Raw genomic sequence first — 25406 nt, forward strand, 5'->3', positions numbered from 1 at the left:
CTGCCGCCGAGAGGCGACTGAATCCCGGCTTTCGCCGGGATGACAGCTGGGGGCATCCCTCCCGCAAGCGGGAGGGGAACCAACAGCCCTTACGCCACCTGGCCGTGGCAGTGCTTGTACTTCAGCCCCGAACCGCACGGGCACGGCGCGTTGCGGCTGACCACACCCTCCCATTGCGACGGATCGGTACCATAGTCGTCGCCCGCCGGCTGCGGGATGCCGAGCGGTGGCAGGCGCGTGGTGACCAGCCCCGCCGAACCGCCGTCCCAGTCGTTGGTGTTGTCCATGCCGGTCAGCGGATCGATGTGCGTCGTCAGGAAGGCCGGCAGCTCGGGGAGTTCCGGCGGCGGCGCCATGCGGAACTGGGCGAAGGCCATGGTGCGCGTCACGTCCTCGCGGATCGTGTCGAGCATCCGCTGGAACATCGAAAACGCCTCGTGCTTGTATTCGTTGATCGGCGTCTTCTGCGCATAGGCGCGCAGGTGGACCACCTGGCGCAGCGCGTCGAGCATCGCGAGATGCTCCTTCCAGTGATGGTCCAGGTTCTGGAGCAGGATCGACTTCTCGATCGAGGTCCAGGTCTCCGGCTCGAGGTCCGCGGCCTTCTCGGCGATCGCGGCATCGGCCGCTTCGCGGATACGCTCTTCCAGGATTTCCGGATCGATCGCTTCCTCGTTCTTCACCCATTCGTCGACCGGCAGGTCGAGGTTGAGCGTGTCGGCGAGACGCTCCTTGAGCCCGGCGACATTCCACTGCTCGGGATAGCTGTTCGGCGGGCAGGCCTCGCCGACGATCGCATTGACCGTCTCGTGGCGCATGTCCTCGACGACATGGCCGACGGTGTCGGCATCCATGATGTCGGCGCGCTGCTCGTAGATCACCTTGCGCTGGTCGTTCATCACGTCGTCATATTCGACGACCTGCTTGCGCACGTCATAGTTGCGCGCCTCGACCTTGCGCTGCGCGGTCTCGATCGCCTTGCTCAGCCAGCGCGACGGCGGCATCGCCTCGCCGTCCTCCAGGCTGGAGCGCATCATCCGCGAGAACAGGGTGTTCGAGCCGAAGATGCGCAGCAGGTCGTCGTCGAGGCTGAGATAGAAGCGGCTGAGGCCCGGGTCGCCCTGGCGGCCCGAGCGGCCGCGCAGCTGGTTGTCGATGCGGCGGCTTTCGTGGCGCTCGGTGCCGAGCACGAACAGGCCGCCCGCGGCCTTCACCTGCTCCTTCTCGGCGGCGACCTCGGCCTTGATCCGCTCGATCGCGGCGTCGCGCTCGGGGCCGTCGGGCAGGTCGCGCAGCTCGTCGGCGATGCGGAACTCGACATTGCCGCCCAGCTGGATGTCGGTACCGCGGCCGGCCATGTTGGTCGAGACGGTGACCATGCCCAGGCGGCCCGCCTGCGCGACGATATGCGCTTCGCTCTCATGGAAGCGCGCGTTGAGCACCTCGTGCTTCACGCCTTCACGGTGGAGGAATTCGGAGAGCAGCTCGGACTTCTCGATCGAGACGGTGCCGACCAGCACCGGCTGGCCGCGCTCGGCATGCGCCTTGATCGTCTTGGCGATGCCGGCAAACTTGTCCTCGGTTGACTTGTAGAAGGTGTCCTCCTCGTCGACGCGCTGCACCGGCAGGTTGGTCGGGATGGTGACGACGTTCATCTTGTAGATGTCGTAGAACTCGGCCGCCTCGGTAGAGGCGGTGCCGGTCATGCCGCCGAGCTTCGGGTACATGCGGAAATAGTTCTGGAAGGTGATCGAGGCGAGCGTCTGGTTCTCGGGCTCGATGTTGACGCCTTCCTTGGCTTCCACCGCCTGGTGCAGGCCGTCCGACCAGCGGCGGCCGTCCATCATGCGGCCGGTGAACTCGTCGATGATGACGATCTTGCCGTCCTTGACGATGTAATCGGTGTCGCGCTTGAACATCACGTTCGCACGGAGTGCCTGGTTCAGGTGGTGGACCACCTGGGTGTTCTCGAAATCATAGAGGTTCGCGCCGACCAGCACGCCGGCATCCTCGAGCAGCCGCTCGACCGTCTCGGTGCCTTCCTCCGTCAGCACGATCGTACGCTGCTTCTCGTCCTTCTCGTAGGTCGAGGAATCGAGCTGCTTCACCACCGCGTCGACCTTCATGTAGAGCTCGGAGCGGTCGTCGGTCGGGCCCGAGATGATCAGCGGGGTGCGCGCCTCGTCGATCAGGATCGAGTCGACCTCGTCGACGATCGCGTAGGCGAAGGGCCGCTGGACCATGCTGGCGCGATCATATTTCATGTTGTCGCGCAGATAGTCGAAGCCGAACTCGTTGTTCGTGCCGTAGGTGATGTCCGAGGCGTAGGCGTCGCGGCGCTGCTGGTCGGAGAGGTTGGGCACGATCACGCCGGTGGTGAGGCCGAGGAAGCCATAGACCTGCGCCATCCATTCGGCGTCGCGGCGGGCGAGATAGTCGTTGACGGTAATGACGTGGACGCCGTCGCCCGGCAGCGCGTTGAGATAGGTGGCGAGCGTCGCCACCAGCGTCTTGCCCTCGCCGGTGCGCATCTCGGCGATCTCGCCGCGGTGGAGCACGATGCCGCCGATCATCTGCACGTCATAGTGGCGCTGGCCGATCACCCGCCGCGCCGCCTCGCGCACCGTGGCGAAGGCCTCGGGCAGCAGGTCGTCGAGCTTGGCACCGTTGGCCAGCTGCTCGCGGAACTTGATCGTCTGCTGGGCGAGCGCGTCGTCGCTCATCGCCTGGAGCGTCGGCTCGAAGCTGGCGATCTTCTGGACGATCGGGTTGAGCGACTTGACGTAGCGATCGTTGGACGAACCGAAAAGCGACTTGGCAATACCGCCGAACATGCGAATTCCTGACCTGTTTGGATGGGATGCGCGACGGCTGCCGGACGAAGCGGAGCCATCACGGGCGCACCGCGCACGCGCGCGGCAACGAAGGGAAGAAGGGCCCGAGCGCGCGGGCCGGAAAGGCTATTCGCGCCGCTGCTCGAAGGCGAGGCGAAGCGCAGGCCGCGGTGCGGCGGCCAGATGGAACACCGGGATCGCGACGACCCGCACCAGCGCCGGGAGCACCGCCGCAGCGGCGACGATATGGCGCGAGGGGGCAACCGCCGCCTGCGCCGCTTCGGCCACGCGCACCACGGCCACGCCCTGGATCGGGCGCAGCCCACGCTCGCCCGACACGCCGGTCAGGCTCGCGAAAAGCGCAGTGAGGAGCAGCAGCAGTTCCAAGCGAAACCCTGTGGTACACGGTGGTGATGTCGCAACCGACGGGCGGCAACGCACGACACATAGGGATCGACGCACGGTTCGTCTAATCAAAAGCTAGGGCTTGGCGGGTGCATCGGTGCGGAATGAGACGGTGTGCCTTCCGTCTTCGCGATCGGGCGAGCGCCTCCTCGCAGCGGCAACAGCGGCGCCATCACCAAAAGCATTGATCTTTGCCCCCCCATGCACGAAGCACGCGCCGCATTCTAACCCGAGGCCTGCCCATGTCCACCAGCACCTCCCCGCTCGCGCTGCCCTTCCCCACTTTGCCCGCAATTCCCGGCGTGACGCCGCGCGTCGCTCGGGCACGGTACAAGAACTGGGACCGCTGCGACCTCACCTTCGTCACCCTCGACGAAGGCACCAGCGTCGCGGGGGTGCTGACCAGCAGCAAATGCCCCTCGCCCGAGGTGGAGTGGTGCCGCAAGGCACTGGTGCTCGGCAAGGCCCGCGCACTGGTGGTGAATGCGGGCAATTCCAACGCCTTTACCGGCAATCGCGGCCGCGCGGCCGTCGAAGCGATCGCCGCCCGTACCGCGCAGCATCTCGGCTGCGATCCCTCGGACGTGTTCGTCGCCTCCACCGGGGTGATCGGCGTGCCGCTGCCGATCGACAAGGCCGAGGCCGGACTCGACGCGGCCTACACCGCCGAAGTCTGCAGCTGGGAAGACGCCGCCGCGACGATCATGACCACGGACACCTTCGCCAAGGGCGCGGTGACCACCGCGGTGGTGGACGGCCGCACGGTGACGCTGGCCGGGATCATCAAGGGGTCGGGGATGATCGCGCCGGACATGGCGACGATGCTCGGCTTCATCTTCACCGATGCGGCGGTCGACCCGGTGTTCCTCCAGCACGCATTGCGCGATGCCAATGGCGCCAGCTTCTCCTGCATCACCGTCGACGGCGACACCTCGACCAGTGACACCGTGCTCGCCTTCGCCACGGGCAAGGCCGGCAATGCGCCGCTGACCGGCGACGAGGACGCGGGCGCCGACGCCTTCCGCGCCGCGCTTGCCGACCTCTGCCGCCAGCTCGCGCTGCTCGTGGTGCGCGACGGCGAAGGCGCGCAGAAGCTGATCGAGATCACCGTCGAAGGCGCCGAAAGCGACCGCAGCGCGCACCGCATCGCCATGTCGATCGCCAATTCGCCGCTGGTGAAGACCGCGATCGCCGGCGAGGACGCCAATTGGGGCCGTGTGGTGATGGCCGTCGGCAAGGCCGGCGAACCCGCAGAGCGCGACCAGCTCGCCATCCGCTTCGGCACCACCCAGGTGGCGCGCGACGGCCTCGCGGTGGAAGGCTATGACGAAGCACCGGTCGCGACGCATCTCAAGGGGCAGGAAATCGAGATCGGCGTCGATCTCGGCCTGGGCGAGGGTCGCGCGACGGTTTGGACCTGCGACCTCACCCACGGCTATATCTCGATCAACGCCGACTACCGGAGCTGACGCGCATGCATCGCCACCATGCCGCCGTCTCCGCGCTGATGCGCACCGTGGCCGAAACGGTGGTGATGCCCCGCTTCCGCAATCTCGCGGCCGAGGAGGTACTGGAGAAGACGCCCGGCGAACTGGTCACCATCGCCGATCGCGAGGCAGAGGAACGGCTGACCGAAGGGCTGGCGACGATCGACCGCGACGCAGTGATCGTCGGCGAGGAAGCATGCGCGGCGGATCCGGCGCTGATGGACCAGGCGACCGCCGCGCGTGCCTGGATCATCGATCCTATCGATGGCACCGCCAACTTCGCCGCCGGCCAGCCCCCGTTCGGGATCATGATCGCACTCGTCGAAAACGGCGTGGCGCAGGCGGGCTGGCTCTACGATCCGGTTGCCGACCGCATGTGCCATGCCGCGCTGGGCGGCGGCGCCTTCATCGGCGATGCACCGGTCCGCGCCCGCGCAAGCGGAGCAGCCAGGCCGCTGGCGGCGGTCTCAAAAGTTGGGCAGTCCGCGGAAGAACACGCCGCCCGCGCCGCGCGTTTCGGATCGGCATTCGAGCTGGTGCCGCTGCCCCGCTGCGCCGCCGAGAATTATCCTCGGCTGGTGCTGGGCCAGAACGACATCGCGGTCTTTCGGCGGACTCTCGTTTGGGATCACGCGCCGGGCGTGCTGTTTCTCACCGAAGCGGGCGGCTATGTCGGCCGCTGGGACGGCAGCCCCTATCGGATCGGCGACGAAGGTATCGGCATCGTCGCGGCATCGACGCCGGAACTCGGCAAGCGCGCGACGGAATTGCTGTTCGATTGAAGCCCGCGCTCCCCACCCGCGACAGGGTGAGGAGCCGAGCGCAACGCGATCAGATCTCGCGTTCGATCCACTGCTTGATCGCGCTCTTGGGCAGCGCGCCGACCTGCGTGGCGGCCTGCTGGCCGTTCTTGAACAGGATCATCGTCGGGATGCCGCGCACGCCGTACTTGGTCGGCGCATCGGGATTGTCGTCGATGTTGATCTTCACGATCTGTACCTGCTCCGCCAGCTCCTCGGCGAGCTCTTCGAGCGCCGGGGCGATCATGCGGCAGGGGCCGCACCATTCCGCCCAGAAATCGACGAGGACGGGCTTGTCCGCCTGCAGCACGTCGGTTTCGAATTTGGCGTCGGTGGTCGCCACAGTGGCCATGTCGGTATCTCCTGAACTTCGTGTTGGTCGGCTATCTATGATCGCCGGGGCCATTGCTCAAGCGCAGGACCCAAAGCTTTGCTCCTACCCCACGTAGCCCGGCTTGTGCGCGGCGAGAAGGGCCTCGGGCAATGCGTAGAGCACCGGACCGGCGGAATACAGCAGCGCCGCCTCCACCTCGCGGTCCGGGAAGATCACGCGCAGCGCGGCGACATAGGCCGCCATCTGGCGGAGGTGATAGGGTGGCACGTCGGCGAGCGACGCCGGCGCGCGGCGGCCGGTCTTGAAGTCGACCACGCGCACCCGTTCGGGCGCCACCACCAGCCGGTCGACTGTGCCGGAGACCACCACCCCGTCCGCTACCACCGCCGCGATCGGCGCCTCGCCCAGCGCATCGGGCCCGAACAGCTCGGCGAAGCGGGGGTCTTCGGTGACGGCCAATGCCGCATCGATCAGCGCGGTCCGCTCGGCGGCATCGGCGAGTCCCCCCGCCCCCGCCAGCCAGCGATCGGCGGCCGACCGCCGCGTCTCCGGGACGACGCCGGGCAACCGCTCGAACAGGGCGTGGAGCAGCCGCCCGCGCTCGGCAGCGGCGCGCAGCGCGGGCCCTGGCGGCGGATCGGCGACCCGGTCATCACCGAGAGACGAAGGCGCGAGCGGCCGCGGCGGGCGGGCTTCCTCCGGCGCGCGCGTGTGCAACCAGTCGGGCAGTACCGGCGCGGGTGCGGCTGTCACGCGTGCCGGTGCCGCGACCGCTCGAACCGGCGCCTGCGGGACGACGCCGTGAAACTCCCGCACACCGGCTTCGTCCAGCGGCACGCCCAGCGCATCGAGCGCGGCGGCGCTCGCGGCATACCAGCTCGCCTTGGGCGGCTCGCCCCTGGCCTGGGGACCGAGCGCGCCGGCGATCACCAGCCGCTCCTCGGCTCGGGTAGCGGCGACGTAGAACAGCCGCCAATGTTCCTGCAACTCGCGCGCATCGGCCTTTTCCAACGCCTCGGCCAGGACGCCGTCGCGCTCGGCACTGCGGGGACGAAAGATCGGGAAGGCATCCTGATCTTCCTCCGGCGCCCATTTGAGGAAGCTGCGCGGGCTGCGCGTGGGGTCCACCGTCGCGTCCGCCAGGATCACCAGCGGCGCCTGGAGGCCTTTCGATCCGTGCGCGGTCATCACCCGCACCGCCGGCTGCGGCTGCGCGGCATCGCGAACGATCTCGACATCGCCGCGATCGAACCAGTCGAGGAAGCGCTGCAGCGACGGCGTCGCCCGCGTCTCGAAGGTTAGCGCGGCGTTGAGCAGCTCCTCTATCGGGTCGCGCGCTTCCTCGCCCAGCCGCAGCAGCAGCTTGCGCCGCCCCTGCATCGGCCCGGACAATATCTCCTCGAGGAAGCGATAGGGCGTGGCGAGGTCGGCGCGGCGCAGCAGGTCGTAGAGCGGCGCCAGCTTCTCGGCGGGCTGGCGCTCGCGCAGGTGGCGCCACAGCCCGCCGCGCTCGCGCACCGCCGCCGCCATCAGCTCCTCCTGGCTCCAGCCGATCAGCGGGGATACCAGCAGCGCCGCCAGCGACAGATCGTCCTCCGGCTGGAGCGCGAAGCGGATCGCGGCGAGCAGGTCCTGCACCGCCAGCGGCGCGTTCAAGCGCAGCCGGTCGACACCCGCCACCGGCACGCCCTCGGCATAGAGCCGCGCGACGATCAGCGAGGCGAGTTCCCCGCGCCGCTTGACCAGCACCATCACGTCGCCGGGGGCGAGCATCCGCCCCTTGCTGGTGAGCGGCAGGCTGCCCACCCAGCCCTTGATCTGCCGGGCGATGCGGGCGGCGAGCGCGCGGGTGGCGTCACCGATCCACTCCTCCTCGTCCGCCTCGCTGCCGCCCTCGATCACCGGTGGCCACAATGTCACCGTACCGGGACCCGGCACTTCACTGGCGTGCGGCTCGCTGTCGCTCATCGGGCCCATGCCGGGCTCGGGGAGCAGGCCCAGCGCGGTGTCGACGAACTCCAGAACCGGGCGGGTCGAGCGGAAGCTATGAGTCAGCGACAGCGATTCCAGCTCCCGCGCTTCCACTTCATAGTCCGGGCGGAAGTTGGCCAGCCGCTTGAACCGCTCGAACGCCGCCTGGAAGAAGATCGGGTCGGTGCCCTGAAAGCCGAAGATCGCCTGCTTGTAGTCGCCCACGGTGAACAGCGTCCGCAGCCGCTCGCCGCGCGCGCCTTCGCCGGCGAAGAACTCGTCGGCCATGGCCGAGACGATCGCCCATTGCCGGGGGTTGGTGTCCTGCGCCTCGTCGATCAGGACGTGCTCGGTCACCTGGTCGAGCTTGTAGCGCACCCATTCGCCCATGCCCTCCTGGCGGAGCAGCGCGATGGTGCGGCCGATCAGATCATCGAAGTCGACCGCGCCCAGCCGGCGCTTGGCAGCGGTATAGGCACGGGCATATTCCCGCCCCGCCTCGAGCCCGCGCGCGAGCAGATCAACATATGCGGCGCGCACCCGCATCGCGAGCAATTCGCCGCAGCGGCCGTGCAGCCGCATCGCCGCTTCGGCATAGTCGGGATCCTGCGGCGCCTGCCCCTTGGCGAAGCTGCGCGGATCGCCCTTGGCGGTCGCCCAGACGAGGTGGAGATCGGCCAGCGTTTCCGCGCGTTGTTCCGGCGAGCGCGCCAGCCAGGCGGCGATGATGTCCGCCCGCTCCAGCCCGCGCACGGTGCCCCAGGCGGCGTTGGCAGAGGCGATATTGCGTAGCGTTTGCAGGTCGAAACTGTCGTCGCTGCAGCTTGTTGCGAGCGATTCCGCGATGTCGCCCGCCGGCAGGTCGAACGCCCGCCGCAGCCAGGGCTGGATGCCGCCGGGCAACGCCTCCAGCGCCTCGCCGGCGCGGGCGCATTCCTGCAGGAACCCTTCCGCCCCACCCTCGCCAAGCCGCAGGCTGAGCGCGCCGATCGCATCGATCACGCCCTCGCGGCCTTCGCGACGCGCCTCGACCAGCATCTCGGCGAGCGTCTCGTGGGCCAGCACGGCCTCCTCGCGCGCTTCCAGCGGGCGGAAGCCGGGCACCAGCCCCGCCTCGATCGGAAAGGCGGAAAGCAGCGACTGGCAGAAGCTGTGGATCGTCTGGATGCGGATGCCGCCGCCGGGCGCATCGAGCACCTTGGCGAACAGCGTTCGCGCGGCCGCCCGGCTCTCCGGCCCGATGCTCTCGCCCAGCGCCGCGAGATCGGCGGCGAGTTCCTCGTCCTTGGCGCGCACCCAATAGGCGAGCCGGCCGGTGATCCGCTCGGACATCTCGGCCGCACCCGCCTTGGTGAAGGTGAGGCACAGGATCGCCGAGGGATCGGTGCCGGCGAGCAGCAACCGCCACACGCGGGCGGCGAGCACCTGCGTCTTGCCGGTGCCGGCCGAGGCCGACAGCCAGATATGCCGCGTCGGATCGCTGGCGCGCTTCTGATTGCCCTTCAACGGGTGAAGCTTGGCGGGGCTGCGGCTCATGGGCGCGTCCTTCCTAGCCGTGCCCCTGCGAAAGCAGGGGGCCAGGAGTCGCGAGGGATGCCCGTGTGGCCCTGGGCTCCTGCGTTCGCAGGAGCACGGTAATGCTCACTCACGCCCATACCATTCATCCCGGCGCATCAGCTGGTCATATTCCGCATAGGGGGCGTACTCGGGCACCAGCTTGGCGGTAAACGGGCGCTCGGCGGTCAGCCACTCGCCCGCCGCCGCGGCGAAATGCTCGGCGGCGATGCTGACGAAATCCTCCGCCGGCACCGGTTCGCGCTTCTTCGGGTCGACCGGCGAATCGACATAGCCGAACCCGCCGCTCCTCGGATTGCGCGCCAGCGACCAATATTCGAAGGCCCGCGCAGCACCCTCGATACCCTCGAACCCGCCCCGCTCGACGATCAGGCCGAGCAGCCCGAGCTGGAGGCTGAACCCCGCCTTCACCGCGCGGGTGCTCGGCGGCTGGCCGGTCTTGTAGTCGACGATCGCGAGCGCGCCGCCCTCCAGCCGGTCCACCCGGTCGAACTTGCCGCGCAGCGTCACGCCCGCGAAGTCGATCGAGCCGTCGCGCTCGACGGCCAGCACCTTGCGCCCCTTCAGGCCCTGCTCGACCAGCTCCCCGGCGATCCAGTCGATCGCCTCGATCAGTCGCGGCTGCCACAGCGCGCGGATCAGCGGGTGGGTGCGGGTGTCCGCCAGCATCGCCTCGGCGCGAGCGCGGAGCAGGTCGGGGCGGCAATCATCCTCCTCGAACCAGCGCTGCAGCACGTCGTGCACCGCCGTCCCGCGCCACGCCGCGCTGGGATCGGCATCGACCGGATCGAGCGGCATCAGCCGCAGCATCCGACGCGCGTAGAAGGCATAGGGATCCGCCTTGAGGCGATCGACTTCGGTGACCGAGATAACCTTGGGCCGGTCCTTGGCCGGCGGCGACGGCTCGGGCCGCTTCACCGGATCGAACGCCCCCGGCGCATCGATCGCCGCCATCCATGCGGCAAGGTCGTCCGCCCGCTCCAGACCGCCAGACAGCGCCTCCAGCCGCAGCCAGAAGCGCGAGGCGATGGTCGGCGCGCTCGCGTCGCGACGCGCGCGGGTGAGCAGCACGTCCTTCGCGCCCAGCCCGATGGCGAGATCGTGCGCCGAGACGCCGATCCGCCGCTCCAGCCCCGGCAGCCCCAGCTCGGCGCGGATGCGCGGCGCGAGCCAGGGGTCGGGTGCGGGCAGGCCCGGCCAGATGCCTTCGTTGAGACCGCCCAGGATCATCAGGTCCGCGCTGTGCAGCCGCGCCTCGATCAGGCCGAGGATCGCCAACCGCGGATGGCCGCCCTGCGGCGGCCGTACCGCGACTTCGTCCATCAGCGTGCGCAGCATCGGCGCGAGGCTATCGGGCTCGGCCAGCGCAGGCCCATGCGCGGCCTCGCGTTCGAGATCGTCGAGCAGCAGCGCGGCGGCGCGACCGTCCTCGCGGCTCCACAGCATATCACCGCCCAGTGCCTGCGCAGCCTCGCGCAATGCGGCGACCAACCCGGCGAGCGGCTGCGCGCCCCGGGCGAACACCGCCTCCAGCGGCGCGAGCAGCGGTCGTGCCGTTTCCCACCAGCCCGCGGCGGTGCGGCGGAGCGCCCCTTCCCGCCCGCTCTGGTCGGCGAGATGCGCGTCGATACCGCCAAGTCCCGGCGCCGGGCGCGGCCCGCGCAACGCGAGGTCGAGCGCGCGGGCGCCGTCCAGCCAGACCGCGCGATCGTTCGGCTGCACCAGCGGGTGTTTGAGCAGGGTCAGCAGCGGCATCGGCGCGAACGCCTGTGCGGCTGCGTCGGCAAGCGCCAGCAGCAGCGTGCCCGGCGGGGTCAGCGACAGCGGCTGACCGGCGGAATCGTCCACTGCGATGTTCCAGCGCGCGCAATGCGCGGCAACCCGGCGGGCAAGCGCGCGATCGGGGGTGACCAATGCGGCGGTACGGGCGGGCGTCTCCAGCGCCTCGCGCAGCGCCAGTGCAATCGCCTGCGCCTCCTCCGCGGGGGTCGCCAGTTCGAGCGCGCGGACGCCGTCCAGTCGCCGCTCGCCGGCGGGCAGGTCGGTCCAGCGATGGGTTAGCTCGGGGGGCTGCATCGCCGAGGCGATCGCCTTGCTGCGCGCGGGCGGCGCGTCGAGCTCGCTGGCGACGCGCCATTGCTGGAACTCGCCGCGCGCCACGCCCATCCGGTCGAGCAGCAGCTTGAGGTGGAATTGCGGGTGCGTCTCGAGGGCGCGGCGGCGGCGCCCGGTAGTCGGGTCCGGCTTGTGCGGCCCGAGCGACTCCCATTCGTCGTCCCCCATTGCGGTGGCGAGCGCAGGCAGCACAACCATCCCCTCGGACAGCCCCGCCACGACCCGCAGCAGCCGCGCGATCGCGGGCGCCGCCGTGGTGATGCCGGCGGCGCAGACGAAGCCCGACGGTGCCGCGGCCGTCCACCGGGCAGAGACGCGATCGAGCAGGCGCCGTCGTCGCTCGGGCAGGTCAACGCGGCCCAGCGCCCCCAATTCCTCGGGCCAACGGGTCAGCACGATCTCGAACAGCGCGAGCGAGCGCTCCCAGTGCGCCGACAGTTCGGGGCCAAGTTCGAGGTCGCGGAGCCGCTTGGGCGCGACTTCCTCTACCAGCAGCTGGTCGAGCGTCGCGCCGAGATCGCCCGCCAGCCGCACCGCCTCGGCCGCGTCGAGCCGCGCGTCGTGCCCCTGGAGCAGCCGCGCGAGGATCATCCGACGCTGGAGCGGATCGACCGCGGGCGGCACCGGCTCGGCATCGTCGACCGTTTCGAACACCGCTTCGTCGAGTTCGGGATCGCCGATCGCCACCAGCCGGGGGAGCAGCAGCCCACCGCCGCTCTCGCGCACGAAGGCGTCCTGCATCGCGCGCTTGGCGCGGTTGTTCGGCAGCAGCACCACGCCGCGCGCCAGCCGCAGCGGGTCCGCGCCGAAGCGGCGGATCAGCCCGATCGCCAGCGCATCGGCAAAGGCCCGGTGCGGCGGGATCGTGTAGAGATGCAGGGCGTGCGACATGCGGCTCGGCAAAAGGGGAACGGAGCGCGAACCCTAGCGGGGTTGGAGCAACGAGTGCAACCTTCCCTTATCCTCCCCCGCCAGGGGGAGGATCGAAAGGGCTTACAGTTCCGCGAGCGCCAGCTCGGTCGCGTGGATCGCCTTGGGGGAGCCGACGTCGAACCACAGTCCCTGGTGGACCGCCCCCCAGAGACGCCCGGCCTCCATCGCGCGGTTCCAGAACAGGTTGGTCGAGAACGGCCCTTCCGGCCAGTCGCGGATCACGCGCGGCGACAGGATCTGGACGCCGGTGAACACGAAGGGCGCCAGCCGCCCGGGCTTGCGCCGCTCGGTGATCCGCCCGAACGCATCGAGCCGGAAGTCCCCCTGCCCGCCATGGCAGGTCGCGCGGGCGAGCGGAACCAGCAGCAGCAGCGCGTCCATCTTGGCATCGTCCCATTGCGACGCGAGCAGCCGGATGGCGTCGGTGGGGCCATCGACCCACAGATTGTCGCTGTTGACGCACAGGAAGGGTGCGTCGCCCAGCAGGTCGCGCGCCTGGACGAGACCGCCGCCGGTCTCCAGCAACTGCTTGCGCTCGTCCGAGACCAGCAGCTCCATCCCTTTCACCCGCGCGCGCAGATGCGCCTCGAGCTGGTTGGCAAGGTAATGGACGTTGACCACCGCACGCTCGATCCCGGCCGCCGCCAGGCGATTGAAGACATGGTCAATCAGCGGCTTGCCGGCCACCTCGATCAGCGGCTTGGGGCGGCTGACGGTGAGTGGGCGCATCCGCTTGCCGAGGCCGGCGGCCATCACCATCGCGGTCTTGGGCACCGGCGCCGCCGGCTGCGGGCGGAGCGAATAGATCGTCATGCCGCCACCTGCATCGGATCGCCGCGCTTTTCAGCCGGCACGTTGGCGGCGAACCAGTCCGCCACCGGCTTCAGCGCCGGATGGGCGAGGTCCCGTTCGAGATAGGCCCAGACGCGCGGGCAGAGCGCGGGGTAGCGCGGCTTGCCGTCGCGCTTCCACAGCCGGGTGAAGATGCCGAGGATCTTGGCGTTCCGCTGCGCGCCGAGGACATGATAGGCGATGTCGAACGCTTCCCCCGCGCCGGTCGCATCGTGATAGCGGGCAAGCATCGTCGCCTCGGTCGCTTGCGGCACGTCGCGGCGTGCATCCTGCAGCAGCGAGACCAGGTCATAGGCAGGGTGCCCGGCGAGTGCGTCCTGGAAGTCGAGCAGTCCCAAGCCTTCGCCACCTTCGATCAGCATCAGATTCTCGGCATGGTAGTCGCGCAGCACCGTGACGGGGCGATGACCATCGAGCAGCGGGGCCAGCACCGCATCCCAGGCGTCGCGATAGCCGGCGGCATCGACCTCGAGACCGACGGCGGGGCAATACCATTCGACGAACAGCCCCGCCTCGCGCTGGTAGACGGCGAGGTCGTAGGGCGCCTCGACGCCGGCGGGTGCGCCGTGGAGCCGAACCAGCAGGTCGACCGCCGCGCCGTAGAGGCCCAGCTCGCGCGCGGGCTCGGCATCGACGGTCTCGCGCAGCCGGATGTTGCCGAAATCCTCGAGCAGCACCAGTCCCTGTGTCAGGTCCTCGTGGAGGATGGCGGGCGCGGCAAAGCCATGGTCGGTCAGCCAGCGCGCCACGGCGAGGAACGGGCGCGGATCCTCGTGCGGCGGCGGCGCGTCCATCAGGATCGCGCTGCGGTCGCCCTCGACGACGCGAAAATAGCGGCGGAACGAGGCATCGCCGGCGACGGGGAGGATATCCGCCCCCGCCCAACCGGCGGAAGCGAGAAAAGCGGGCGCCGAGCCCGGCGGAGTCATGTCAACGGCCATCGGCCTTCCCATGCCTTCGGCACGCGCGCTGTCAAGCTACGGGTGCCGTCCGCCGCGACCGTCAGCGTCAGCCACAAGGCATCGTGCCATGCCGCTGCGGGCAGCCGCTCGGGCCATTCGACGAGCAGCAGCGCATCGTAGCGCGCGTCGTCCAGCCCCAGCTCCTCGGCCTCGTCCGGATCCTCGATCCGGTAGAGATCGACGTGCAGCACCGGCAGCCGCACTTCGGGCACGTCATAGGGCTGGACGATCGCGAAGCTCGGCGACGGTGCCTCCCCCTCCAGTCCGAGGGCGGCGAGCAGCCCGCGGGCGATGCTGGTTTTCCCCGCACCCAGGGGCCCGGACAGCGCAATGACGTCGCCCGGACCCACGACGGCCGCGAGCTTGGCACCGAGTGCCAGCGCCTCGTCCAGCGAGGCAAGCACCATCGTGTCTTCGGTCATCCGCGCGGCAACTCCACCGTGACGAGCGTCCCCTGCCCCGGCTCGGAGATCAGCTCGATCCGCCCGCCATGCGCCTCGACGAACTGCTTGGCGAGCGGCAGCCCGAGCCCCAGCGCGCGATCGCCGCCGCGCGAGGTGCCGACCTGCGCGAACCGGTCGAACGCCCGCGCCACCGCTTCCGGCGGCATGCCGGGGCCGTCGTCGCTGACGATCACCCGCGCCACCCGCGCATTGCCGTCGAGATGGAGCAGCACGCGGCCGCCCTCGGGCGTATGCGAAACCGCGTGGCGCAGCAGATGCTCGACCGTCTGCCTAATCCGCCGGGCATCGCCCTGCACCACCCCGGCGGTGCCGGCATCCTCGATCACCAGCTCGATCGCCTTGCCCTTGGCGAGCGGCGCGATCGCGTCGGCCGCGCTGGTGGCGGCGAGCTCGACGTCCACCGTCTCGCGCTCGATCGGCTGGCCTTCGCTCTGGGTGAGATCCAGCACGTCGTCGATCAGCCCGCCCAGGCGATCTACCGACATCAGGATGGCCTCGACATATTCTTTCCCGTCGGCGCTCAGCTTGCCGGCGAAGCCGCCCTGCAGCATCTCGCCGAAACCCTTGATCGAGGTGAGCGGCGTGCGCAGCTCATAGCTCATATTGGCGACGAAGGCGGTGCGGACGCGGTCGGCCGCCTCCAGCGCCTCGTTGCGGTCGCGCAGCGCCCGCTCCACGCGCTGGCGATCGGTGGTGTCGAGCATCGTCACCAGCGCATTGCCATCGGGCAGCGGCACCGCGGCGATGTCGAAATGGCGGCCATTGGCGAAGGTGATGCTGGAGCCGCGCTGCTGGCGATCCTTCGCCGCCAGCCGGATCAGGTCGCCGATGATCTCCGCCCGCGCCGCATTGACCAGCTTGCCCCCCGCCGCCTTGACGATCGTGGCGATCTGCGGGTGGCCGTCGAGGAAGCCGTCCTCGAAGCCCCAGACCTGGCGGAACTTGCGGTTCCACAGCTGCAGCCGCCCCTTGCCGAACACCGCGACCGCCTCGGCCAGGCTGTCCAGCGTGGCGGTGCGGACCTGCTGCATCTCGCCATGCTCGCGCTGGAGTTCGAGCTGCTGGGTCTGGTCCTCGAAGATCAGCAGCAGTCCGCCTTCGGGCAGCGGCTGGGCGACGACGCGCAGGTGCGTGGTACCGATGCTCCAGCTTTCCTCTACCGCATCGGGCGCGGTGAACCATTCGCGGCGCTCGGCCTTCCAGTGCGGGAAGTCGCGCACGTCGGGCAGCTTGCGCGCCTCGCGCATGCGTTCGAGCACGCGGTCGAACTCGGGGCGGTCGGCCAGCCATTCGTTCTTCATCGCGAACAAGCGGCGGAAGGGCTGGTTGCAGAACACCAGGCTGCGATCCGAGCCGAACTGCGCGACGCCGGCGGACATCCGGTCGAGCATCGCGCGCTGCGCCTCGGCGAAGCGCTTGAGGCCGCCGCGGGCGCGCTCCAGCTCCTCGATGTCGACCGCGAAGCCAGCGATGCCGCCGGTCGGCAGCGGCACGTCGTGGAGGCGGAGCATGCGCCGCGCGCCGGCGATGGTGGCGGGCATCGCCGCCGATTGCGGCTCCTGCGTGTCGCGTGCGATCGCGGCGTTGGCGAGCGGCCCGCCCAGCCCCGCCCCGTCGACCAGCTCGACCCCGCGTGAGACCACGTCCTCGGCGTCGCGGCCTTCGACGGCGCTGACATAGGCGGTGTTGACCATCAGCAGCCGCAGGTCGGGGCCGCGATACCACATCGGCATCGGCGCGGCCTCGATCAGCGCGGTCAGCGCGTCGAAGGCAGCGCGCAGCCGATCTGCCTCGCGCTCCAGCGCGCCAACCTCGGCCTGGCTGTCGGTTGCGTCGAGCACCCAGAGCAGCACGCTGCCCGGTGTCTCGACCGCTTCGGAGGCACGCTCGCCGAGGACGAGCAGCATCCGTTCGGATCCCCGAACGGGCAAGGACAGCCGGAAGGATTGCCCGGCGCGCTGCGCCGCCTCTACCTGCTCGCCGAGCAGCGCGACGTCCTCGGGATCGAGCCCCGAATCCTTCTGCGACAATCGGGCGAGCGATTCGACCGGCCCCTCCAGCCCGAGCCACGCGGCGAGGCGCGGCGACATCTCGATACGCCCATCGGCGCGAACCAGCATGGGCAGCGCCGGCGAGGTGCGGGAGAAGCGCAGTAGCCGCCGGTTCTGCTCATAGGCGGTGCGCGCCGCGGCGCGCGCGGCGAGCCCGGCATAGAGCGCCCACACCGCCGCGATCAGCACGAATGCCAGCACTGCGCCGACAATGGCCGCGCCACTCTGCGAAAGAACGATCATCGGGAAAGACGCCGGCAAGCCATCCTCTCACCCTTAAGCGATGCCGCCCCCAAACGAAAAGGGGCCCGGCAAGCGCCGAGCCCCTTCCGAGATCATTTTGATGCGATCGAACCGACCGCTGCGCTGATCAGTAGCGATAGTGATCCGGCTTGAACGGCCCTGCGACCGGCACGCCGATGTACGACGCCTGCTTCTCGCTCAGCTGCGACAGGTGCACGCCCAGCTTCTCGAGGTGGAGTGCTGCGACCTTCTCGTCGAGGTGCTTCGGCAGCACATAGACTTCGTTCTTGTAGTTCTCGCCCTTGGTCCAGAGCTCGATCTGCGCCAGCGTCTGGTTGGTGAAGCTGGCCGACATCACGAAGCTGGGGTGGCCGGTGGCGCAGCCCAGGTTCACCAGGCGGCCCTTGGCGAGCACGATGATCTGCTTGCCGTCCGGAAATTCGACAAGGTCGGTGCCCGGCTTCACTTCGGTCCACTTGTAGTTCGACAGCGCAGCGATCTGGATCTCGCTGTCGAAGTGGCCGATGTTGCAGACGATCGACATCGGCTTCATAGCCTTCATGTGATCGGCGGTGATCACGTCGGCGTTACCCGTGGCGGTCACGAAGATGTCGGCGCGCTTGACGGCCTCGTCCATCGTCACGACCTCGAAGCCCTCCATCGCCGCCTGCAGCGCGCAGATCGGATCGATTTCGGTGACCATCACGCGCGCGCCGCCGTTGCGGAGCGACTGAGCCGAGCCCTTGCCCACGTCACCGAAGCCGGCGACCACGGCAACCTTGCCGGCGAGCATCACGTCGGTGGCGCGACGGATCGCGTCGACCAGCGATTCCTTGCAGCCATAGAGGTTGTCGAACTTCGACTTGGTGACGCTGTCGTTGACGTTGATCGCCGGGAACGGCAGCTCGCCCTTCTTGGCGATCTCGTACAGGCGGTGCACGCCGGTGGTGGTCTCTTCCGAGACGCCCTTCAGGTTCTGCACGGTCTTGGTGAGGTAGCCCGGATACTTGGCGACGAACGCCTTCAGCGCGCGCTGGAACTCGACTTCCTCGTCATTCTCCGGCTCGCCCAGCGTCGCGCCGGCTTCGAGCTTGGCGCCCCACAGCGCGAACATGGTGGCGTCGCCGCCGTCGTCGAGGATGATGTTGGCGGTGGTGCCGTCACCATCGGCGCCCCAATTGAAGATGTCGCCGACATAGTCCCAATAGTCGGCCAGGCTCTCGCCCTTCACCGCGAACACCGGAACGCCGGTCGCGGCGATCGCGGCGGCAGCGTGGTCCTGCGTCGAGAAGATGTTGCAGGTCGCCCAGCGGACCTGCGCACCCAGCGCCGTGAGGGTCTCGATCAGCACGGCGGTCTGGATCGTCATGTGCAGCGAACCGGTGATGCGGGCGCCCTTGAGCGGCTGCGATGCGCCGAATTCCTTGCGGAGCGCCATTAGGCCGGGCATCTCGGTCTCGGCGATGTTGATTTCGGCGCGGCCGAAATCGGCGAGGGCGATGTCCTTGATGACATAGTCGTTGGTAGCCACGGGCTGCTTCTCCAGTTCAAGCAAATTGCAGGCGCACCGGGAGTCACCCCGGCCGCATGGCTGCGCCCCTAGCGCGTTCAGAAGGGGCGCGCAATGTTAATATAAAGATATCTTTATATGCCGTATTCGCCCTTAGGCGCGCTCCTGGACATGCCGGTCCGGCGCGCCCGGCGCCCGCGTCGGTAGACGTTGTTTGGCGCGATCGTGCGGAGAACCGCGCTGCTCGGAGGGGCCCGCCGCCACGCATCGGCGGCGCACAGCGATCGGGTTCGGTTCAGGCGGTGCCCGTGCTGCTTGCCAGCAATCGCGGATCGATGCCCGCGCCGACAAAGCCTTCCGCCCAGCGCTCGTACACCTCGGTGTCATAGAGCAGCGCCAGATCGGCCGGCGTGTTGAACCAGCCATGGCGAGTCAGCTCGGTCTCCAGCTGCCCCTCACCCCAGCCGGCATAGCCCAGCGCAACAAGCCAGCGGCTTGGCCCTTTTCCCTCGGCGATGGCGCGCAGCACGTCGATCGTGCCGGAGAGCTGCCAGCGGCCGGCGACGTCGATCGTGTCCTGCCCGCTCCAGTCGGCCGAATGGAGCACAAAGCCGCGGCGCGGTTCGACCGGGCCGCCGAAATGCACCGGTACGTCGGGCACTTCGCCGGGATCGATCTCGAACTGCTCGAGCAGGTCGTGCAGGCCCAGCCCCTCGATCGTCGCACCGATGCCGATGCCCAGTGCACCCTCGCTGTCATGGGCGCACATTGCGATCACCGCGCGCTCGAAGCGCGGGTCGCCGATGCCGGGCATCGCCAGCAGGAACTGGCCGGTAAGGGAAGGCGTCGAATCCATGCGGTCCACCATATCGTTCGCCCTCCCTACGGGCCACGCTTGAATTTGTTGCGCGGGATGCGATGGAGGCGGCGCGGCCGTGCGGCCGCAGGATTCGTACAAGGAGAGAGCAGCATGACGATCCAGACCGGCGATCGCATCCCCGACGCCACGCTCGTCAAGGTCACCGCCGAGGGTCCGGACCAGGTCCAGGCCCCTGCCTATTTCGCCGGCCGCAAGGTCGCGCTGTTCTCGGTGCCCGGTGCCTTCACCCCCACCTGCTCGGCCAAGCACCTGCCGGGCTTCGTGGAGAAGGCCGAGGCGATCAAGGCCAAGGGCGTCGACGAGATCGCCTGCACCGCGGTCAACGACTTCTTCGTGATGAAGGCCTGGGGCGAGGCAAACGGCGTGGCCGACAAGGTGACGATGCTCGCCGACGGCAACGGCGCCTTCGCCGAGGCGCTGGGCCTGACCCTCGACGGCTCGGGTTTCGGCCTGGGCAAGCGCGGCCAGCGCTTCGCGATGATCGTCGATGACGGCGTCGTCGAGCAGCTGTTCGTCGAGGCGCCCGGCGCGTTCGAGGTGAGCTCGGCGGACTATGTGCTGAGCAAGCTCTGATCTGGCCCTCCTCCTCCCTGCAGCCGCGGGGAGGAGGATGCGTTTGCGCGGCGGTCCGCTTGACGGAGGCCGCCCCGCCCCGCACTACCCGCGCCCATGTCCATTCTATCCGACCGCTGGATTCGCGAGCAGGCGCTCAACCACGGCATGATCGAGCCCTTCGTCGAGAGCCAGCGCCGCGAAGGCTGTATCAGCTACGGCCTCTCCTCCTACGGCTATGACGCGCGCGTCGCCGACGAGTTCAAGATCTTCACCAATGTCGACAGCGCGGTGGTCGATCCGAAGAATTTCGACGCGAACAGCTTCGTCGACCGCAAGACCGATGTCTGCGTGATCCCGCCCAACAGCTTCGCGCTGGCGCGCACCGTGGAGTATTTCCGCGTGCCGCGCGACACGCTGGTGATCTGCCTCGGTAAGTCCACCTATGCGCGCTGCGGGATCATCGTGAACGTGACGCCGCTTGAGCCGGAATGGGAGGGCCATGTGACGCTGGAGTTCTCCAACACCACCCCGCTCCCGGCCAAGATCTACGCCAATGAAGGCGCGTGCCAGTTCCTCTTCCTCAAGGGCGAGCAGCCCTGCGAGACGAGCTATGCCGACCGCGCGGGCAAATATATGGGCCAGCGCGGGGTGACCCTGCCGCGGCTGTAAGCTGCGCGGTCAAAGATGAAGTGTTTCCTCCCTCGCGAAGCGGGGGAGGGGGACCACTCGGCGCAGCCGAGTGGTGGAGGGGGAAGTCCCGATAGCTCACGGGCATCCCCCCTCCACCACCGCCTTCGGCGGCGGTCCCCCTCCTCCGGCTTCGCCGAGGGAGGAAACACTTTTCAGGCCTTCTGCAGGTGGCGGCGCCCCAGAAGCTCGGCGATCTGCACCGCGTTCAGTGCCGCGCCCTTGCGAAGATTGTCCGACACACACCACAGCGACAGACCGTTCTCCACGGTCGAGTCCTCGCGGACGCGGCTGACATAGGTGGCATATTCGCCGACGCTCTCGATCGGGGTGACATAGCCGCCATTCTCGCGCTTATCGACGAGCATGATACCCGGCGCCTCGCGCAGGATGTTCTGCGCTTCTTCCGCCGAAATCTCGTCCTCGAACTCGATGTTGATCGCCTCGGAATGGCCCACGAACACGGGCACGCGCACGCAGGTCGCGGTCACCTTGATCTTGGGATCGAGGATCTTCTTGGTCTCGACCACCATCTTCCACTCTTCCTTGGTCGAGCCGTCGTCGAGGAAGCTGTCGATGTGCGGGATCACGTTGAAGGCGATCTGCTTGGTGAACTTGGACGGTTCGACCTGGTCGCCGACGAAGATCGCGCGGCTCTGGTTGAACAGCTCGTCCATGCCCGCCTTGCCCGCACCCGAGACCGACTGGTAGGTCGCGACCACCACGCGCTTGATCTTGGCGGCATCGTGCAGCGGCTTGAGAGCCACCACCATCTGCGCGGTCGAGCAGTTCGGGTTGGCGATGATGTTGCGCGCCTTGTAGCCGTCGATCGCCTCGGGGTTCACCTCGGGCACGATCAGCGGCACGTCCGGGTCCATGCGGTAGAGCGAGGCATTGTCGATCACCGTGCAGCCGGCGGCGGCGAACTTCGGCGCATACTTGGCGCTGCCTTCCGAACCGATCGCGAACAGCGCCATGTCCCAGCCGGTGGGATCGAAATGCTCGATGTTCTGGACCTTGTACTGTTTGCCGGTCTCGCCATAGTCGACCATGTCGCCGGTCGAGCGCGACGACGCCAGCACGGCGAGATCGTCGATCGGGAATTCCCGCTCGGCCAGGATGTTGAGCATTTCGCGACCGACATTGCCGGTGGCGCCTGCGACGACGACACGGTAACCCATTTGTACCTCTTTCTTGCCCGCGCCGACACCTGCGGCGTGGAGGCTCTTTAGTGGGGATGGAGGGTGGAATGCACCAGCATTCCGCTGCTTCGCTGCATAAAGCGCAGCTATCGCGCCCGGATTACGGGCGCGGTGTAATTCGCGTGGATTTGGCGCGTTTTCGAAGCATCGGGGGTTCCGCTAGCAGAAACATGCTTGCGTGGCGAGCCCCTATTTGCGCAATTTCATGCCGCGACGAACGCTCCCTCCGGCGCCGTCGATCGGCGCCGCCGGAAGGGCTGCCACTGCACATAGGCGAGCGAGCGCCACGCCCACTCCATCGGCCCCATGGCGAATGCCCGCAGCCACAGATTGGCGAGCACCACCTCGACCACCAACACGGCCAGCGCCACGCCGTACAGCCCGCTCCAGCTGAGCTTGCCGAACAGCCCCGGCCCCCAGGGCGCGAACAGGATGTAGATGGCGAGGAACTGCTGGAGGAAATAGAGCGAGAAGGCGGTCCGCCCCGCCGCCTTGAACGGCGCGAGCACCGCCTGTCCCACCCCGCTGCGTACCGCGAGGTTGACCAGCGCGACATGGCCGATCGATACCAGGATCCGCGCCGGCTCCTGGGTGATCCAGGCGGTGTGGACGATCGGGACCGGCGACAGCATCTCGTGCGCCCCGATCGCGCGTGCGACCATGCCGGGCACGTAGCAGCACAGCATCAGGATCGCATAGAAGCGCGTGCTCCGCCCGCCCTGCACCACCCGCCATTTCCACAGCGCGATGCCGATCAGCATCATGCAGAAGGCCTCGGCGATCGACAGCCCCAGTTCGGGCAACATGAACTCGAAATAAAAGCCGATGTTCATCGCGGCATAGGCGAGGAAGCCGCCGGCATGGCCCTTCTTCTCCATCTCGCGGATCTTCTTGGCCATTTCGCCGCCGGTCGCGCGGCGATCGAGCAGCTTCTGCCAGTCCTTGTGCTTGGCCTGCTCGTCCTTGGTCAGCGGCTGGTGCGCCGCGACCTTCTTCTCGATCCCCGGTGCGGCGGCGACCAGCGCGGCGCGCTCGACATAGATCGGCACGCCGGTCACGACCATGCCCAGCGCGAACAGCGAACCCAGCGCCAGCAGCACGCGCGGGCCCAGCAGGCGGAACGGGAAGAGGAACAGCGCGGCGAGCGCATAGATGTGCAGGATGTCGCCGGTCCACAGGAAGACGAAGATGTCGAGCAGCCCGAAGCAGAGCAGCCACAAATTTCGTCGCCAGTAGAGATCCGCGATCGCCACGGGCCCATCGGGCCGCATCGCCCGCGCCGCGAGCACCATCAGCCCGCAGCCGAACAGAATCTCCAGCACCCCGCGCTGCGTACCTTCGAGCGCCACCTCGACAAAGGCCCAGCTCCATTGGTCGAGCGGGGTCCAGCCGATGATCTGCGGGCGGAGCAGCATCGTCACCGCCGTCTGACCTTCGAACGGAATGTTCATGAAAAAGATGCCGAGGATGGCGAGTCCGCGCAAGATGTCGAGTATGTCGATCCGCGCCTTGCCCTGTACCGGCGCAAGTTGCGCTACCGCCTCCAACGCCATGGCTCGCCCCCATCGTAAGATGAAGGCGAGCCTAGACTGTGGTTAACTGCGCGTCGAGTCCGAAGTATCGGTGCTTAGAAGCTCGCCCATTCTTCGACTTCGGCACCCGTCGAGCGCACGGTGCTGACGCTGGCGGCGTGCGCCTTGTTCGAGGCGACCGGCAACGCATGGACCTTCGAGCGGATCGGCTTGCGGCCGCTGCGGTCGCCCGCGTTGAAGCGCGAGGCCTGCTCGGTCAGCGCGTTGACTTCCGAGCTGAGGTTGCGCGCAGCGGCGGAGGTCTGCTCGACCATCGCGGCGTTCTGCTGCGTGGTCTGGTCGATGCTGTTAACCGCCGTCGCCACCTGGGTAACCGCGGTGGCCTGGACCTGGTTGTCCTGCGCCATGGTCTCGAGCAGCGAATGGACCTCGTTGACGTCACCGACGATCGCGCCGAGCGCGCTGTCCACGCGGCGGACCATGTCGACCGCCGCGTTGATGTCGGTCTGCGTCGCGGTCAGCTGGTCGCGCGCGCGGCCTGCCTCTTCCTCGGCGCGCATCGCCAGGGCGGAGACGAGGTCGGCAACCACCGCGAAACCGCGGCCCGCTTCCCCTGCCCGGCCGGCTTCCACCGCCGCGTTCATCGCGAGAACGCGGGTCTGGAACGCGATCTTGTCGAGGCCCTCGATGACGTTGTCGATGCCCTTGGCGCTTTCCGACACGCGGCTCATCGCCTGCATCGCCTCGTCCGCCACGGTGCGGCCGGAGTCGACCACGCCGATGGCCCCCGTGGCGCGTTCGACCGTCTTGGTCGAGGCAGCGGCGGTCGCCTTGATCCGCTGGTCCATCTGGCTGACTGCGGCCGAAGTCTCTTCGAGGCTGGCGGCGGCGCCTTCGGTACGGCGGGCAAGATCCTCGCTGGCCTGGGCGATTTCGGCCGAGCCGGTCGAGATCGTCTCGGCGCTCTCGATCACCGCGGTGATCAGTTCGCGCAGCGAGTTGACGGCGGCGTTGAAGTTCTGCTTCAGCCCTTCATATTCGGGATCGAAGCGGGTTTCGATCGAGGCGGTCAGGTCGCCGCTGGCGAGCTTGCCCAGGCGATCCTCGAGCGTCTCCACGACGAGCGCCTGCGCGGCATCCGCACGCTTCTTGGCATCCGCCAGCTCTTCCTGCCGCAGCGCCGCTTCCTTGAAGACGAGCACCGATTTGGCCATCGCGCCGACTTCGTCGCCGCGCTCGGTGCCGGGCACGTCGACATGGTTCTGGCCCCCGGCCAGCGCGCGCATCGTTTCCTGCAGGCCGCCCAGCGGGCCGGCGATCTGAGCGCGAGTGACGAAGATGGCGACGCCCATGCTGCCCGCGATCGCAACCAGCGCAACGCCCAGCAGCGTGAACGCAGCAGTGGCAACGCTGGCGCTCATCTCCGCGGACTGCTTCGTGGCGTCTGCAGTACGGCCGTCGTTATATGCCTTGATGGTCTTCGTGAACGTGTCGGCCAGTTCATCGGCTTTGACGAGTTGCGCCTTCGCCTCGTCATTCTTGTTCGCGAGGCCCAGCTCGACGGCCGCCGCAAGAACCTTCTGGAACTCATCCAAGCCGGCATCGATCCGCGCAAGGTCAGCCGAAGATTCCTTCTCGGCGGTGGCAACCTCACCGAGAAAGTCTTGTGCCTGCTTGTAAGCCGCAGCCTCGTCGGCCGCAGCCTTCTTGGCCTGTGCGGATGTGCCGTCATAGACAAGCGTTTTGTACGCGGAGTAGATCATCGTCTGGCTTAGCCGGTTCACCCGGATGAGCTTCGCCGTGTCCGGCATTTTCACGTCGGTCAGCTCGGAATAGCCTGCATCGATCGTTCGCATCACGCTGCCGCCATACCAGGCGACGCCCAAGGTAACGATGCCAAGTAGACCCAGCATCATCATGATCTTGAACTGAATTTTGAGATTGGCCAGGAATTGCACGCTCAGTTCCTCCTAGGCGCAGCCCGGAGGCGCGCAGATCTCCCACCTGCGCATTA

18 protein-coding genes are annotated in these 25406 nt (G+C 68.4%); 4 read left to right on the forward strand and 14 right to left on the reverse strand.

Features of this window, described 5'->3' with window-relative positions:
• Positions 1-89 precede the first annotated feature (89 nt).
• Both secA and ABIC65_RS04390 read right to left on the reverse strand, forming a co-directional pair.
• The gene (secA, locus tag ABIC65_RS04385; RefSeq protein ID WP_354307052.1) at positions 90-2834 is read right to left on the reverse strand and encodes a preprotein translocase subunit SecA; all 2745 of its coding nucleotides are present in this window, start codon (positions 2832-2834) and stop codon (positions 90-92) included.
• Between the two features lie 126 nt (positions 2835-2960).
• Positions 2961-3221, reverse strand: coding sequence for a hypothetical protein (locus ABIC65_RS04390; RefSeq protein WP_354307054.1), 261 nt, complete (start codon positions 3219-3221; stop codon positions 2961-2963).
• 260 nt (positions 3222-3481) lie between these two features.
• Here ABIC65_RS04390 and argJ point away from each other — a divergent pair, with 260 nt between their 5' ends.
• Positions 3482-4708 carry a bifunctional glutamate N-acetyltransferase/amino-acid acetyltransferase ArgJ gene (gene argJ / locus ABIC65_RS04395; protein ID WP_354307055.1) on the forward strand — a complete coding sequence of 409 codons (1227 nt, stop codon included), beginning with the start codon at positions 3482-3484 and terminating at the stop codon, positions 4706-4708.
• A 5-nt stretch (positions 4709-4713) separates the two neighbouring features.
• The gene (locus ABIC65_RS04400; RefSeq protein WP_354307057.1) at positions 4714-5508 is read left to right on the forward strand and encodes an inositol monophosphatase family protein; all 795 of its coding nucleotides are present in this window, start codon (positions 4714-4716) and stop codon (positions 5506-5508) included.
• A 49-nt stretch (positions 5509-5557) separates the two neighbouring features.
• Here ABIC65_RS04400 and trxA read toward each other — a convergent pair whose 3' ends face one another.
• The 9 genes from trxA to ABIC65_RS04445 all read right to left on the reverse strand — a co-directional run bounded on the left by trxA (position 5558) and on the right by ABIC65_RS04445 (position 19392).
• Complete coding sequence (trxA, locus tag ABIC65_RS04405) at positions 5558-5878, reverse strand: thioredoxin (protein WP_354307059.1); 321 nt, start codon at positions 5876-5878, stop codon at positions 5558-5560.
• Between the two features lie 84 nt (positions 5879-5962).
• Positions 5963-9367 carry a double-strand break repair helicase AddA gene (gene addA / locus ABIC65_RS04410; RefSeq protein ID WP_354307061.1) on the reverse strand — a complete coding sequence of 1135 codons (3405 nt, stop codon included), beginning with the start codon at positions 9365-9367 and terminating at the stop codon, positions 5963-5965.
• A gap of 105 nt (positions 9368-9472) precedes the next feature.
• Positions 9473-12412 (reverse strand): double-strand break repair protein AddB, encoded by a 2940-nt coding sequence (addB, locus tag ABIC65_RS04415; RefSeq protein ID WP_354307063.1) that lies wholly within the window; start codon positions 12410-12412, stop codon positions 9473-9475.
• A 102-nt stretch (positions 12413-12514) separates the two neighbouring features.
• Positions 12515-13267, reverse strand: coding sequence for a nucleotidyltransferase family protein (locus tag ABIC65_RS04420; protein ID WP_354307065.1), 753 nt, complete (start codon positions 13265-13267; stop codon positions 12515-12517).
• Entirely contained in the window at positions 13264-14235 is a 972-nt protein-coding gene (locus tag ABIC65_RS04425) for an aminoglycoside phosphotransferase family protein (RefSeq protein WP_354307779.1), read from the reverse strand. Before ABIC65_RS04425 ends, ABIC65_RS04420 begins: the two co-directional genes overlap by 4 nt.
• Complete coding sequence (gene tsaE / locus ABIC65_RS04430; protein WP_354307067.1) at positions 14232-14690, reverse strand: tRNA (adenosine(37)-N6)-threonylcarbamoyltransferase complex ATPase subunit type 1 TsaE; 459 nt, start codon at positions 14688-14690, stop codon at positions 14232-14234. Before tsaE ends, ABIC65_RS04425 begins: the two co-directional genes overlap by 4 nt.
• A complete protein-coding gene (locus ABIC65_RS04435) occupies positions 14687-17026 on the reverse strand; it encodes a sensor histidine kinase (RefSeq protein WP_354307069.1) in 2340 nt (779 codons plus the stop codon). Before ABIC65_RS04435 ends, tsaE begins: the two co-directional genes overlap by 4 nt.
• Positions 17027-17153: 127 nt before the next feature.
• Positions 17154-18572: an adenosylhomocysteinase gene (gene ahcY, locus ABIC65_RS04440; protein WP_354307780.1), complete on the reverse strand. Its 1419-nt coding sequence runs from the start codon at positions 18570-18572 to the stop codon at positions 17154-17156.
• 259 nt (positions 18573-18831) lie between these two features.
• On the reverse strand, positions 18832-19392 hold the full coding sequence (locus ABIC65_RS04445) for a YqgE/AlgH family protein (protein ID WP_354307071.1): 561 nt from the start codon (positions 19390-19392) through the stop codon (positions 18832-18834).
• A 114-nt stretch (positions 19393-19506) separates the two neighbouring features.
• On the opposite strand from ABIC65_RS04445, the gene ABIC65_RS04450 reads away from it, so the two are divergent.
• Both ABIC65_RS04450 and dcd read left to right on the forward strand, forming a co-directional pair.
• Positions 19507-19989, forward strand: a complete 483-nt coding sequence (locus tag ABIC65_RS04450) for a peroxiredoxin (RefSeq protein ID WP_354307072.1) — start codon at positions 19507-19509, stop codon at positions 19987-19989.
• 96 nt (positions 19990-20085) lie between these two features.
• Positions 20086-20640 (forward strand): dCTP deaminase, encoded by a 555-nt coding sequence (dcd, locus tag ABIC65_RS04455; protein WP_010543264.1) that lies wholly within the window; start codon positions 20086-20088, stop codon positions 20638-20640.
• A gap of 173 nt (positions 20641-20813) precedes the next feature.
• On the opposite strand, the gene ABIC65_RS04460 is transcribed toward dcd, so the two are convergent.
• From ABIC65_RS04460 to ABIC65_RS04470, 3 genes are all read right to left on the reverse strand, one after another.
• Positions 20814-21839, reverse strand: a complete 1026-nt coding sequence (locus ABIC65_RS04460; RefSeq protein ID WP_354307074.1) for an aspartate-semialdehyde dehydrogenase — start codon at positions 21837-21839, stop codon at positions 20814-20816.
• 224 nt (positions 21840-22063) lie between these two features.
• On the reverse strand, positions 22064-23413 hold the full coding sequence (locus ABIC65_RS04465) for a DUF418 domain-containing protein (protein WP_354307075.1): 1350 nt from the start codon (positions 23411-23413) through the stop codon (positions 22064-22066).
• Between the two features lie 74 nt (positions 23414-23487).
• Positions 23488-25350, reverse strand: a complete 1863-nt coding sequence (locus tag ABIC65_RS04470; protein WP_354307077.1) for a methyl-accepting chemotaxis protein — start codon at positions 25348-25350, stop codon at positions 23488-23490.
• Between the last annotated feature and the right edge of the window lie 56 nt (positions 25351-25406).

The sequence above is a fragment of the Sphingomonas trueperi genome (genome assembly GCF_040545665.1).
GTDB classification, from domain to species: Bacteria; Pseudomonadota; Alphaproteobacteria; order Sphingomonadales; family Sphingomonadaceae; genus Sphingomonas; species Sphingomonas trueperi_B.

Coding starts and splice junctions, on each gene's coding strand:
- secA (WP_354307052.1), bottom strand. CDS start 2,834: ATGTTCGGCGGTATTGCCAAGTCGCTTTTCGGTTCGTCCAACGATCGC.
- argJ (WP_354307055.1), top strand. CDS start 3,482: ATGTCCACCAGCACCTCCCCGCTCGCGCTGCCCTTCCCCACTTTGCCC.
- ABIC65_RS04400 (WP_354307057.1), top strand. CDS start 4,714: ATGCATCGCCACCATGCCGCCGTCTCCGCGCTGATGCGCACCGTGGCC.
- trxA (WP_354307059.1), bottom strand. CDS start 5,878: ATGGCCACTGTGGCGACCACCGACGCCAAATTCGAAACCGACGTGCTG.
- addA (WP_354307061.1), bottom strand. CDS start 9,367: ATGAGCCGCAGCCCCGCCAAGCTTCACCCGTTGAAGGGCAATCAGAAG.
- addB (WP_354307063.1), bottom strand. CDS start 12,412: ATGTCGCACGCCCTGCATCTCTACACGATCCCGCCGCACCGGGCCTTT.
- ABIC65_RS04420 (WP_354307065.1), bottom strand. CDS start 13,267: ATGACGATCTATTCGCTCCGCCCGCAGCCGGCGGCGCCGGTGCCCAAG.
- ABIC65_RS04425 (WP_354307779.1), bottom strand. CDS start 14,235: ATGACTCCGCCGGGCTCGGCGCCCGCTTTTCTCGCTTCCGCCGGTTGG.
- tsaE (WP_354307067.1), bottom strand. CDS start 14,690: ATGACCGAAGACACGATGGTGCTTGCCTCGCTGGACGAGGCGCTGGCA.
- ABIC65_RS04435 (WP_354307069.1), bottom strand. CDS start 17,026: ATGATCGTTCTTTCGCAGAGTGGCGCGGCCATTGTCGGCGCAGTGCTG.
- ABIC65_RS04445 (WP_354307071.1), bottom strand. CDS start 19,392: ATGGATTCGACGCCTTCCCTTACCGGCCAGTTCCTGCTGGCGATGCCC.
- ABIC65_RS04450 (WP_354307072.1), top strand. CDS start 19,507: ATGACGATCCAGACCGGCGATCGCATCCCCGACGCCACGCTCGTCAAG.
- dcd (WP_010543264.1), top strand. CDS start 20,086: ATGTCCATTCTATCCGACCGCTGGATTCGCGAGCAGGCGCTCAACCAC.
- ABIC65_RS04460 (WP_354307074.1), bottom strand. CDS start 21,839: ATGGGTTACCGTGTCGTCGTCGCAGGCGCCACCGGCAATGTCGGTCGC.
- ABIC65_RS04465 (WP_354307075.1), bottom strand. CDS start 23,413: ATGGCGTTGGAGGCGGTAGCGCAACTTGCGCCGGTACAGGGCAAGGCG.